We start from the raw sequence: 12336 nt of genomic DNA, 5'->3' as shown, positions 1-12336 counted from the left end.
AAGAAAACAGCAGCCTGGCGAAAATCGCTACGGACTGCTGTTTTCTTTTTGAAGATGCTCTTCATACATGAGTGGGATTGCTATACCAAAAGCAGTTTCACCTTTCGTTAGGCTCTCTTCCATTGATGCACCAGGATTATTCGCACGGAAAGCAACTTCATAGGTTTCACCTGGCGCTACCTGGAGAGTGTCCGTCCACCATGGACTTCCTGTAACCTTTTTGCCGTCCCGACTCAGGATGAGCATGTGATGACCGTGCAGATACATCGATTGATCCTGGAAGCTGCGGTTGACGAAGGTCAGCTTTATGAGATCACCCTCTTCCATCATCATCCGTGTCTCAGGAAGCAAGTCGCCATTTACGGTCGATAAACGCTCGAATTGACCGTCATAAAATCCGTACTGACCATCAATGAGCAGTTGATATTCCCGATCAAATTGGGAAGAGAGATCAAAAGGAAGCGCAATCGGACTGCCGTAACGTGCAGGGTCAAAGACAGAAAGCTCTGCATCTAAGAAGGGCACAGCATCTTCGGACCCGTCTGGACTTAAGAGCAGCCCTTTGTCATGCTGGTTTGCAGCGGGAGCAAATAGTACGGGACGATTCGGCATCGTAAACTGAATGTCGTATCGACCGCCTGCCCCCGGCTGCAAGGCTTGATTGGCAATCAAATTCGGTTCGTTTACCTCGGTTCCGTCAATCTCTACTACCTGAAATGGAGTTCCTTGCAGCAAATAGGTGACAGGAGCATTTTCGGCGTTTATAAAGCGAAGGCGAACCATTGTGCCAGGAGGAACTGTTTCGATTTTTCGTGTGTGAGAGCCGTTTAACGTCGCGCCTGCCTTTTCGTCCTTGTGATGAATCATGGCGATGTCGCGAATAGGTGAGCCTGTAGCCGTAGCCTCGGCTGGCTCGATCACAAAGGCGCCGAACAGCCCATTCACTATTTGCTCAGGAATTTGCTGATGAGAATGATACCAATACGTTCCGGATTGTTCCGCGCGAAAACGATAAACAGATGTTTCTCCTATTGCAATGCGATCATAGCTAGCGGGAGTCTGCATGCCATGCCAGTGGATGTCTATCCCTTCGGAAATATCCTTGTTCAGAAGGATGATTTCGACGAGCTCACCTTGTTTCATGCGCAGCTCAGGTCCGGGATATTGTCCATTCAGGGTCCATGCTTCTACGGTTTTGCCTGATGCTTGAGGGATGGTTGTTTTCTGTGCGTTCAGCGAAAACACCCGATCAGGGGTTTCTTGTTTTGGTTCTGTTGGTCCATCAACATTTTTAAGTTTCCCTGTGGCAGGCATCGAATGGGCACTTGCCTTTACAGGGAAAACGAAATCGGGGAGAGCGTGATCGTCCTGATTCTGCCCTCCCATAGGTGAATGCTCGGGAAGGCGACTCGCTACCATCGCTTGATTTCCCCAGATCGTCGCGAGTAAAGCAGTCGTCAGGAGAAACGCGGCAAAACGGATAAAGCGGTGCAGGCGGCGTGGTTTTACCCAATTTTCCACAGTGGAGTGGTATTGATGCTTCCACGATTGCCGAATCCAGAGCAGGGAGACCCCGGCTAATAATACGCCCCAAGCGAGAAACAAAATGGACGGTTCCAGCGTAACAGCCGGAAAAAAGACTTGAAGGAAGAGTGCAATCAGACAGCCCAAGACGCTAGCTTGCAGCGGAACGAGCAATTCGGGGCAAGATGCGTCTCCTCGCCACTCCGCATCTAATGCGTCGCCTAGATCCGGCGAGTTTGCTTTTGCAGACCGAACATTTTTCTCTTGTAACAAAATGCGGGTATAATCCGTATCTACTTGTGACTGCCTTGACTCTCTGCCGCCTTTCCCGGTCAGCTCCCACAATCGTGGAAAAGTAGAGAGAAGGCAAAAGAGCAATGGAACAAAAATAAAAGGTAAAAAGCCAAGCAACGCATCCTTTATGTAAAGCCAACCAAAGGATTCAAATAAAACCCACGTCATCACCAAATGCCCTGCTAATACAAAAAGGGCCGACCATGAAAAACATAAAGTGATGCGAGCGCTGTTTATGAAAGCCCGTTTCGTCGGACGAAAAACGAGCTGGTTTGCCATGATTGTCGGGATCAGCATGACGACGAGAAGGACCAGAAACAATCCTTGATGAATCCCGGCAAGCACTTCAAAATCAGCCATGATCAGTTCCTCCTGTTTACTAGTTCGATACTAATGATATAGAGAATCGGCTGAGTACCAAACGTACCGAGGCAGTATTTTCACTCCGCCTTAAGTCGGAGAAGTGCACTTGATCTATAAACAGGATATACATTACAATTTTGGTATTCCTTTTTGGCTTATCAGAATATTGGGAAGGGGACTTTTTCTCATGTCCTTTGATTTTGTACAAACGTAACAACGCTCTCGAGCTCCTCCTGCTTCGTCTGGTTTGGACGTGAACAGACTGGTATAAACGAGAGGAGAAGCAAATATGGAAAATAAGGATTGGATCAAAAGCTTTCAAGAGGAAATAGAGGCACCATTCGCTGGATGGAATTTTGCCAGATTGACTGCGACAGGCAGGATGCAGGATGCACCACTTCGCTGGAACTACGTAAATATCGTGAAAAAGAACATGCTTGGTATTCGCTCTATGCTGGAAATGGGAACAGGTGGTGGAGAACTGTTTTCTAGGCTTGCTCCGTTCCCTTTGGAGACGTATGCGACAGAAGGCTACGAGCCGAATGTAGCGGTGGCAAAAGCCAATTTGGAGCCCTTGGGTGTTCGTGTGTTTCCGGTAGACGGGGAAGAAATATTGCCTTTTGAGGATCAGTCACTCGACTTGATTATCAATCGACATGAAGCTTATTTGCCATCTGAAATGAAGCGACTGTTGAAGCCAGGTGGCACATTTGTTACCCAGCAAGTGGGCGGGCAAGACAATCTCGACCTGAATCGATTGCTGGGCGCTCCGATTCCGCCAGATTACTTGCACTGGGAACTGGCCTATGCAGTGAATGAACTGGAGGAAGCTGGCCTTACGATTGTGGAGCAAAGAGAGGAAATGAGCTTTTCCCGTTTCTACGACATAGGTGCCATTGTTTACTACTTGAAGGCTATCGAATGGCAGATTCGCGACTTTACCGTAGAAAAGTACGCCGATGCCTTGTTTGATCTACACCAGAAAATCGAAGCGGTTGGTTATCTCGATATACCTACCCATCGATTTCTCATGATTGCCCAACAAAAGTCCTAATTAAACCACTACCGATTGTCGATAAGACTGGTAGGGAGTGTTTAGGAAAAGCACCCTTTTTGGGTGCTTTTTTTATCGAGTAACACCGTGTGAGAACAGCACTGCTGATCCTTTTACGAAAAGGCAAAACCTCCCGCAACAATGCGTCCGCTCCCAGGTGAGTGGTCCGAAGTACACATATCGTAACCGGCGAAGGAGAAGTGAAACAGGATGAGTAAGAGCTTGGCAACACGGGTCGTTGCTCTTGTAGCGGTGATCATTGCCGTCATGATGGCAATCAACATTACCATGATTTACCAAAATAGCGTAACTACTGTTGAAAAGACACTCTCGCGCTCAAGCATTAACACAGCATTGCATATCTCCCAAGGGCTTGACTCAGAGAAGATAGCGAAATTTATATCTCAGCCACAAGAAACAGACGACTATTGGACTATCCGAAATGCGTTGTTTGAATACACCGAAAAAACCGGTGCCCTTTATGTTTATATTCTTCATACAGACGGTGAAAAGGTAAAAATTATGGTGGATGGAATGGCGAAAGGAGCAGAGGGAGCAGCTACAATCGGTCAAGAGACGTCCTCAACCGGCATGGCTGATATTGATCCTGTTCTGGCAGGCGGATCGAACAGTACGCCAATCGTCAAAGACCCTGTGTACGGGGACTACCTAAGTGCATTCGCACCGATTGAAGATCCATCTGGTCAAGTGATTGCGGTGCTTGGTGTGGATACTGCGGCAGATAAAGTGGAACTGATTAATGAACAGGTTCTGGATGAAACCATGCCACGCATCATTATCGCTATGATTGTCGTAACGATTATTGCTTTGGTTGCTGTATTCTTCTTGATCAAAAAGATGCTGCGTCCACTGCAAGTTGTACAAGAGGCGTCTATGCGCATTGCTTCGGGTGATCTCACGTCTACAGGGATTTCTGTTTCCAACAAAAAAGACGAGATTGGCCGAATTGTCGTTGCTTTTGGTGAGATGACGACACAACTGCGTCAAATTATTGGCGGAGTAAAAGAGACAACCGAGCATATCGACAGCATGGCGAATTCTATTCGGGAAGGTGCCAACTCTGTCCGCGAGCAAAACAAAAATATCGTGGTCACCAGCCAAGAGATTGCACAAGGAAATGAGCAGACAGCAACTGCGATGGAGATGACGGTGCAAACAGTTCAAGAATTCTTGAGCGAGCTGGCTGAATTGAATACAGCGATTGACGAGATGGATGCAGTATCCAATCAGGTGTCCGATATCGGAGAGAGCAGCTACAAAGTATTGCAAGAGTTTTTGGCAGATGGAACAGAGACGAACAAACAATTTCATGAAGTGCAAAATACAATGGCAATTCTCGAAGAAAAATCGAGCCGAATTAACGATGTGATTGAAACGATTCAGCAAATCGCCGGACAGACCAATCTGTTGGCGTTGAATGCAGCCATCGAGAGTGCGCGTGCTGGCGAAGCTGGCAGAGGCTTCGCTGTGGTAGCGGGAGAAGTTCGCAAGCTGGCCGAACAGACAGGTGCGGCAACCCACGTCATTCAGGAGAGCATCAAAGACATTCAAGATCAGGTAAGACAAGCTACGGAAAAGACAAATGCGACGCTGGATCGCTACAACGCGGGTACAGAACGTTTGGATTCCGTTACACAAGGCATTACGGCTCTGTCTGACATGACGCATACTTTGAAGACGTCGCTTGCGAATGTCATGGCAAGCGTAGAGACGATGAAGCAAGGTCAGAACAAAGTGAATGAATCCGTGTTGACGGTTACTGCCATCTCGGAACAAACAGCAGCGGCTACCGAAGAAGTATCTGCTACGATGCATGAGGTCAGTGGAAACGTTGATCAGTTCGTGTCTGAAACGGAGCAGGTGACAGACAGCATTCAGGAGCTGCGCAGCAAGGTGGATACGTTCCGACTGTAGACAAATTACTTTAACGATAAATAAAAAACAGCTCTTCTACTGGCAGGATGATGCCGGGAAGAGCTGTTTTTTTGTGGCTGTAGTGGGGGGAAGAAGCGCATTTCCAGTCTACGCTTCGGCCTCCGCCCCCCAAGGGGTGAAGACTGTCCGCTCCGGGCTGAATGGCGGGAGCCGCTTCAAAAGTAGCGGTTTCGATGAGGATTTTGCAGAGTTGAAGCTAAAAGCACTCCCTCCATTCAGCCCTTCGCTTTGTCGGGCTCCAGAGGCGCTTGGACTGGAAATGCGCTTCTTCCACGGGGCTTTTGAAAAGTATTCTTGAACTACAATAGCCCAATGAGCACAAGCACTACACCGTGAAAACCCAACAGAACCATACGCAGCCAGCTAAAAGCCTGTCTCATCTGACCATCCCGAATCGGAAAGATCGAATACCCGTTTCGCTTTTTCTGATGCCGCCAGAGGCTGCCGATCTGGCTGGCAGTCATGAAGAGAAAGAGCAGGCCGGCAATGATTTTTGCATAGGGGCCGGGCAATATGAGAACGACGAAGCCTGACAGCAGGATGAGTCTGAAATAAATGCCCGCAAAGTCACCAGAACGAATAAATTTTTTGGTAAACAAATGACGCCCTGCTTTTGTTTGACGGTAAGGCAGCAGCAGCTTCGTCAGGGCAATGAGCCACGAGCGTGACTTCACCTGGTGCTGCATGGCAGGAACATCCCTGAAGTTGTTCGCGAACTGATAAAAGCGGTGACGCAAGCCGCTTTCGATGGCAAGCAGGCGATACCATTGTATGGAATGTTTTTTCTTATAGGTCAACATTCGCGAATGGAGCCAGATCAAGAGCGCAGCGCAGATCAGAGCACCGAATGGGAGCATACCCACGCGCAAGAATTGTCCTTCACTCAATACCCAAGCGAGGAGGATATACGAAAAGACAAAACGAGCGAGCGTATACAATCCGATCTTCTTCTGATCGGGCAAACGTAAGAACGTCCAACTGCTGTAAATATTCCAGCCCTTCAAGAGCAGGGGAATGCACCAATAAACCCAAAGCTGCACGCCTTGTGCACCTACGACCTCTGTATACATAGGCATGAGCAGGAGCAGGACGATAAACACTACCATGCTCTGAATGGCAAAATTGTACACGAGCGCCTTCCGGAAATAGCGATCCAATCTTATTTCATGCGGAGTCAAAAAAAGCAAATCCGCTTCCAGCAAAAACGTGCGCAGGGGGCTTCTTACAACGACAATAGCAATCACGAGAGCCATGGCATACGGCAAAGGGAACCAGGGTGGGATCATCGCGATAATGCTGCGGTAGTAAAAGGCGAGCAACCCCATCAAAAAAATCGCGATGAACATCAGGCCGCCATTGGCCATGTACTGGGCATAGCGAATGAATTCTACTGAAAAAGCATGGAACCGTTTGCGAAATAATTGATCTACGTCTATTTTCACTGGCCGTCATCCTCTACGATATGCAAGTATATGTCGTCCAAGGAGCGATCTGGGAGCCCTGTCATACGCCGAAGCTCCTCTAGCGTTCCTTGGGCTCTAATCTCGCCTTTGTGCAAAATGATGAATCGGTCACAATGCTTCTCGGCGGTAGCCAAAATATGTGTGGACATCAGAATGCCTGCCCCTTGCTCCTTGCAACGGTTCAACCACGTGAGCAGAGAACGAATCCCCAGAGGGTCCAGACCCAGGATCGGTTCATCCACGATGTACAGAGGCGGTTGTACGAGCAACGCCATCATGATCATGAGCTTTTGTCTCATGCCTTTGGAAAACTGCTGTGGAAATCGGTCTTTCATTTCTTCCATGCGGAATTCTTTTAAGAGAGGACGTGCTCGTTCATAAAAAACTTCCTGGTCCAGCCCATGGCTCATCGCCATTAACTCGATATGCTCCCAAAGCGTAAGCTCTTCGTAATAAATGGGAGACTCAGGGATATACCCATAAGACAAACGATAGTTTTCGGGGTCTGATTGAAAGGTCTTCCCTGCAATGCTAATTTCACCTGCAATTGGTTCCAGGAGTCCTAAAATATGCTTGATTGTCGTACTTTTACCTGCGCCATTCAGCCCGATTAGCGCCACAATTTCTTTTTCGCGTATGTGAAAGGAGACGTCTTTGATTACAGCGTGGTTGAAAGAGTACCCACCCGTTACTCCTTTTACCTCCAACAAGGTTGTCATGGTATCCTCCTTTATGAATAAACGGTCGTGTCCCCGTTTATTTGAAAGAAATGCTAGATAGTCTTCCATCTATTTTAGCTGAATTCAGGATTTGGAAATACATTTGTTTGCCGCCTTTTTTTACACGAGACTGAACAAAGAGGGATAACCGTACAAGCAATGCTCCTCTCCGCTACATAAACAGTAGTATAAAGGACGGACGGGGGAGGTGGAATCTATGACAGCAGGACCAAATGAAAATCAGAAAAATATAGATCAGCATATACAACGCATCTATTTGAAATTAGACAAATTCGAAGAACGAATCGATCAGCTTGAGGGACAAATGATAGTAGTTACGAAGTGGTTGGAACGAATTGAACATCAATTGGGACGCATGGAGGATGTGCGTTATGATGTACTGCAAGTTTTGAACAAGCTGCAGACTGAGTTAGAAACAAAAGCAGAGAAGACGGAAAAAGACAAAGATATAATCCTGCAATTACTGGCTAACGAAAACCGGGACAAGGAAGCACTCGCTCAGTTTATGGAAGTAGAAAAAGACAGAAAACAAGAACGCTTTTTACAGGTTTGGGCAGTTTTAGGTCCTGTCATCGCCTCCGTTCTCTCCTCTTTTTTTACCCGATTTTTTATGTAGCGCATAATATGTTTAGAATGTGGAAAAGTTGTGTAATACGCTTTCCATTTTTCTACCGTAACTTCTTTCTATACTTGGAGGGCAGATTATAGAAAGAGAGGATATCCAAGTGAAGAAGTTTGATCTTTCCATGCTTTCGGTTGCCATATTATTAACGGGGTTAGCTGTATTAGGGTTTTATCAATCATGGGCAAAAGGCAATGACCCTGTATTGGTAACGGCCGGCGATACCTCCATTACACAAAATCAGCTTTACAGTGAAATGAAGAAAATGTACGGAAAACCAATGATACATGAACTTGTTGCGGAAGCGTTAATTAAGCAGGAAGCCAAGGCGCAAAACGTTGCGGTGACGCAAGAAGATATGGATAAAGAGATTGATTCGATGAAACAGCAGGTAGGTTCACCTGAGGCATTCCAAAATTACTTGAAGAGTATGGGAATGACCGAGGCCCAGTTGCGGGATAAGTTGAGCGTGCTCATGACACGGGATAAGTTGTTGGATAAAGCATTCCCGGTTACCGATGAGCAAATCAAAACCTACTACGATACAAATAAAGAACAGCTGGGGTCACCGGCACCTGAGTTTGATAAAGTGAAAGATCAGATCAAGATGATGCTGACTGATCAAAATCGTAGTCAGAACTACGGTACCTGGTTAAATACGCTTCAGCAAAAACATAAAGTGGAATGGCACGACCCTTCCTTCGATGATGCACCAGTGCCAGGTGATGCACAAACACCTGCTCCATAGTGTAGAACATATACAAAAAGACCTTGTCCTCATTAATGAGTGCGAGGTCTTTTTCTGTGGAAACGGACATGAACGTTTTGTTTAGTAATGGGAGCAATCGGAGAAACTGTGTTCATAATTGCCGATGTGAGGAGCAATCCGAATGGCTCAGATTGGTTGCAGCTTAAACGACAACGTTCACTATATAAAAGAATCGCTCGGATACAGCAATGACATTGTGATTCGAGAGGTAGTTCTAAATAGCCTAGAACCCGTCCGGGCGGCTGTCTTGTATGCGGATGGCATGGTCGATTCGTACCTGGTACAAGCCGTATTAATCGATAGCCTTTTATACAAAATGCGCTTGAAGGAATGGGAAGGGATACGCAAGGACGAGTTTGTTCCCTTTTTAAAAGAATCCATCCTGGCCGTAGGAGATATGGGAGATTTATTCGATTTTCCCACATTGTTTACAGCCTTGCTGTCTGGCTGTGTCATCATTCTCGTGGATGGCAGCTCACAAGGAATTCATATAGGCTTGCAGGAGTGGAAGGATAGAGGAGTCACCGAACCGTCATCGCAAACAGTCATTCGCGGTCCGCGGGAGAGCTTCACGGAGACACTTCGCACGAATATTACGTTGCTGCGGAGACGGATTTCCAGTGAAAAGCTGTGGATTGAAATCAACAGAATCGGTCAGGAAACCAAGACAGAAGTCGCGGTTGTGTATATGAAAGGGATTGTTGAAGAGGGTGTTGTAGAAGAAGTACGCAATAGATTGGATCGAATCAGCATCGATGGCATTCTGGAAAGCGGAATGATTGAGGAGCTGATCCAGGACGAAGCCTACACACCTTTCCCCACCATCTCTAACTCGGAGCGCCCGGATGTCGTGGCCGCGAATCTATTGGAGGGGCGCGTAGCGATTCTTGTAGATGGGACTCCCTTTGTTTTAACCGTGCCCTCTCTCTTTGTGGAGTTTTTCCATTCTGCGGAAGACTACTATCAGCGCTTTGATTTTAGTACGTTGATTCGCATGCTGCGATTCGCCTGTTTTTTAATAGCATTGCTTGCTCCTTCCCTCTATATCGCCGTTACGACCTTTCACCAAGAGATGCTCCCGACACAGTTGCTGATCAGCTTGGCGGCACAGCGAGAAGGAGTGCCCTTTCCAGCCTTTATTGAGGCGATCATGATGGAAGTGGCTTTTGAGATATTACGAGAGGCTGGAATCCGCATGCCACGTGCAGTAGGTCAAGCGATTTCCATCGTGGGAACACTGGTCATCGGACAAGCAGCGGTGGAAGCGGGGATTGTTTCTGCCGCGATGGTCATTGTGGTCTCGATCACTGCCATATCCAGCTTTATTTTCCCAGCGAGCAACATGTCGATTACCGTGAGGATTCTTCGTTTTCCTCTGATGGTTCTGGCTGCTTCTTTTGGCATATACGGAATCATTGTAGGGATGCTTGCCTTAGTGCTGCACTTATGCAGTTTACGCTCGTTTGGCGTACCGTATATGGAATCGTTTGCTCCGTTTTCCTTGAAAGAGCAAAGAGACACGATCTTTCGCTTGCCTCGCTGGGCCTTGGACAAACGTCCTGAATCGATTACCAAAAACAATTTGCGCCGCCAATCTAAAGGGATAAAGCCATTACCGCCCCAGAAGTAAGAGGCTTTTCATAGCATGTAAAGGAGTGGGCACCAGTGAAAGGGATAAAAATTCTTCTCTGTATCGCTCTCGTGATTATCCTGCCTGGTTGTTGGGATCGAAAAGAACTGAACGATTTGGCGATTGCTGTCGGGATCGGCATTGATAAAGTGCAAGGAGGCTATCAAGTTTCGGTTCAAGTAGTAGACCCTGCGGAGGTAGCGGCCAATAAGGGGAAGCCAGGACGTTCGCCTGTTACTCTCTTCACCATGAACGCTCCGACGATTTTTGAGGCTGTGAGGAAAATGACCACGATCTCTCCACGGAAAATTTATATGGCGCACACGCGGATGCTCATATTTGGCGAGGAGGTCGCGAGAGAAGGGATCGCTCCTGTCGTCGATTTTGTCTCGCGTGACCACGAGTTTCGAACTGACTTTTATATCGCTATCGCTAGAGGAACGACGGCACGCAATATTCTGAGAGTGATCACGCCGCTTGAGCAAATTCCTTCGACAGAAATGTTTGCTTCTTTGGAGACATCCTCAAAAGTATGGGCGCCTACCGCAGCAATTACGATGGATCAATTGATTACCGACTTTACCAGCAAAGGGAAGCAAGCTGTCTTGACAGGCGTGCGACTAACCGGACCTGCAAGGGAGGGGGACCAACGAAAAAATGTCGAGCAAATAGATACACCGGTGCTTCTTCAATATACGACATTGGCTACTTTTCGGGGAGACAAGATGTTCAACTGGCTGAGTGAAGCCGACAGCAAAGCGTATAGTTACATTACAGGCAAAGTAAAAAGCACGGTCGGAAGCTTGCCATGCAAGGGGGGCGGACTCTTGACGATGGAAGTCATGCACGCCGACGCCAAAATCGAGGCAACCATGAAAAATGGCGCGCCTGAAATCATCGTTCACATCGGTTTGGAAAATGATATTGGAGAAGTGCAATGCAAGCTAGATCTGACAGAGGAGGATACGATCAAGGAGCTGGAAAAAGAGTCGGAAAAATCAATGGTAGCATTGGCGACAAAAGCAATTGCCAATGCCAAGAAAAATGGAGTAGACATATATGGATTCGGAGAAGCGATCCATCGAAAATATCCGAAAGTATGGAAGAAGATAGGGAGCAATTGGGACAAAGAATTTTCCAAGCTGCCTGTACATGTCATAGCTGATGTGAAAATCAGACGTTTAGGAACCATCAATAATGCCTTTGAAGAAAAGTGATTGTGTAACAGGGTCAGGGGGAGTTTGTATGTCGACATTTGCTGTCATCGTTATATCCATCATCGTTTGTGCATACGAGCTGCCCCGATTGATTCGGAAGCGGCAACGCAAAGAGATCGCTGTCTTTCTCGGGTTGATTGTCATTAGTGTTGGCTTGTACGCAGGAGCCGAAAAAGGGATTGTTCCCAATCCTGTTTATTGGATGGAAATGGTTTACAAGCCGGTATACGACAGCGTTATGACATGGCTGAAGTAAACGAGGGGCATACTGAGTACACCCCCAGTAAAGGAGAGTAAATAGACGTGGACGGTCTTTTGATGAAGCTGCTCGTTAGTCCGGTGTTGGTCGTTTTGGCAGATGCTCTCTTTCCAGAAGTGAATTTCGCAAATCTATATCAGTCCATCGGAGTCGGATTTGTCTTGGCAGTCGCTGGATATTTTTTGGACAGGGCGATTCTTACATCAGGGAGTCTTTGGCTGACGACCATGTTTGACTTGATTATCGGCTTTTTGATCGTTTATGGAAGCATTGTGTTTTTGCCGACGGCTCAAATCACTGCTATCGGGGCCGGTTTTGTTGCGATATTTTTTGGCGTAGCTGAATATATTCAACATGTTTGGCTGATACGCACAGGACGAACGGAAAGTGCATAGTGTTCAACGCGCAAACACACTCCTCAGGGGGTGTGTTTCTTTTATGGATC

Annotated in this window: 11 protein-coding genes; 8 read left to right on the top strand and 3 right to left on the bottom strand. The window is 47.1% G+C overall.

The genetic code is table 11. The annotated features are described in order from the left end of the window. Nucleotides 1-27: 27 nt before the first annotated feature. Entirely contained in the window at nt 28-2178 is a 2151-nt protein-coding gene (locus ASG16_RS09025; RefSeq protein WP_056492319.1) for a multicopper oxidase family protein, read from the bottom strand. 292 nt (nt 2179-2470) lie between these two features. On the opposite strand from ASG16_RS09025, the gene ASG16_RS09020 reads away from it, so the two are divergent. Next, nucleotides 2471-3235, top strand: a complete 765-nt coding sequence (locus ASG16_RS09020) for a class I SAM-dependent methyltransferase (RefSeq protein WP_056492316.1) — start codon at nt 2471-2473, stop codon at nt 3233-3235. 210 nt (nt 3236-3445) lie between these two features. Beyond that, nucleotides 3446-5170, top strand: coding sequence for a methyl-accepting chemotaxis protein (locus tag ASG16_RS09015; protein ID WP_056492315.1), 1725 nt, complete (start codon nt 3446-3448; stop codon nt 5168-5170). A 320-nt stretch (nt 5171-5490) separates the two neighbouring features. Here the strand turns inward: ASG16_RS09015 and ASG16_RS09005 are convergent, their stop codons facing one another. Continuing rightward, nucleotides 5491-6633: an ABC transporter permease gene (locus ASG16_RS09005; protein ID WP_056492307.1), complete on the bottom strand. Its 1143-nt coding sequence runs from the start codon at nt 6631-6633 to the stop codon at nt 5491-5493. Beyond that, the gene (locus ASG16_RS09000) at nt 6630-7373 is read right to left on the bottom strand and encodes an ABC transporter ATP-binding protein (protein WP_056492304.1); all 744 of its coding nucleotides are present in this window, start codon (nt 7371-7373) and stop codon (nt 6630-6632) included. Before ASG16_RS09000 ends, ASG16_RS09005 begins: the two co-directional genes overlap by 4 nt. Before the next feature lie 217 nt (nt 7374-7590). Here ASG16_RS09000 and ASG16_RS08995 point away from each other — a divergent pair, with 217 nt between their 5' ends. From ASG16_RS08995 to ASG16_RS08970, 6 genes are all read left to right on the top strand, one after another. After that, nucleotides 7591-8010: a hypothetical protein gene (locus ASG16_RS08995; RefSeq protein WP_056492302.1), complete on the top strand. Its 420-nt coding sequence runs from the start codon at nt 7591-7593 to the stop codon at nt 8008-8010. Nucleotides 8011-8119: 109 nt separating this feature from the next. Next, on the top strand, nt 8120-8764 hold the full coding sequence (locus ASG16_RS08990) for a SurA N-terminal domain-containing protein (protein WP_056492297.1): 645 nt from the start codon (nt 8120-8122) through the stop codon (nt 8762-8764). A 142-nt stretch (nt 8765-8906) separates the two neighbouring features. Then, a complete protein-coding gene (locus tag ASG16_RS08985) occupies nt 8907-10415 on the top strand; it encodes a spore germination protein (RefSeq protein ID WP_056492294.1) in 1509 nt (502 codons plus the stop codon). Between the two features lie 35 nt (nt 10416-10450). Beyond that, nucleotides 10451-11632, top strand: a complete 1182-nt coding sequence (locus tag ASG16_RS08980) for a Ger(x)C family spore germination protein (RefSeq protein WP_056492291.1) — start codon at nt 10451-10453, stop codon at nt 11630-11632. Nucleotides 11633-11660: 28 nt separating this feature from the next. Further along, complete coding sequence (locus tag ASG16_RS08975; protein WP_056492289.1) at nt 11661-11888, top strand: hypothetical protein; 228 nt, start codon at nt 11661-11663, stop codon at nt 11886-11888. A gap of 47 nt (nt 11889-11935) precedes the next feature. Beyond that, nucleotides 11936-12286 (top strand): DUF2512 family protein, encoded by a 351-nt coding sequence (locus tag ASG16_RS08970; RefSeq protein WP_056492288.1) that lies wholly within the window; start codon nt 11936-11938, stop codon nt 12284-12286. Nucleotides 12287-12336 lie beyond the last annotated feature (50 nt).

Source organism: Brevibacillus sp. Leaf182 (genome assembly GCF_001423865.2).
GTDB lineage: Bacteria > Bacillota > Bacilli > Brevibacillales > Brevibacillaceae > Brevibacillus > Brevibacillus brevis_C.
Note: the sequence above shows the minus strand (reverse complement) of the source record. Positions and strands in the feature narration are given on the sequence as shown.

Bases quoted from the DNA above. Each gene is read 5' to 3' on its own strand.
- ASG16_RS09025 (WP_056492319.1), bottom strand. From the start codon at position 2,178: ATGGCTGATTTTGAAGTGCTTGCCGGGATTCATCAAGGATTGTTTCTG.
- ASG16_RS09020 (WP_056492316.1), top strand. From the start codon at position 2,471: ATGGAAAATAAGGATTGGATCAAAAGCTTTCAAGAGGAAATAGAGGCA.
- ASG16_RS09015 (WP_056492315.1), top strand. From the start codon at position 3,446: ATGAGTAAGAGCTTGGCAACACGGGTCGTTGCTCTTGTAGCGGTGATC.
- ASG16_RS09000 (WP_056492304.1), bottom strand. From the start codon at position 7,373: ATGACAACCTTGTTGGAGGTAAAAGGAGTAACGGGTGGGTACTCTTTC.
- ASG16_RS08995 (WP_056492302.1), top strand. From the start codon at position 7,591: ATGACAGCAGGACCAAATGAAAATCAGAAAAATATAGATCAGCATATA.
- ASG16_RS08985 (WP_056492294.1), top strand. From the start codon at position 8,907: ATGGCTCAGATTGGTTGCAGCTTAAACGACAACGTTCACTATATAAAA.
- ASG16_RS08975 (WP_056492289.1), top strand. From the start codon at position 11,661: ATGTCGACATTTGCTGTCATCGTTATATCCATCATCGTTTGTGCATAC.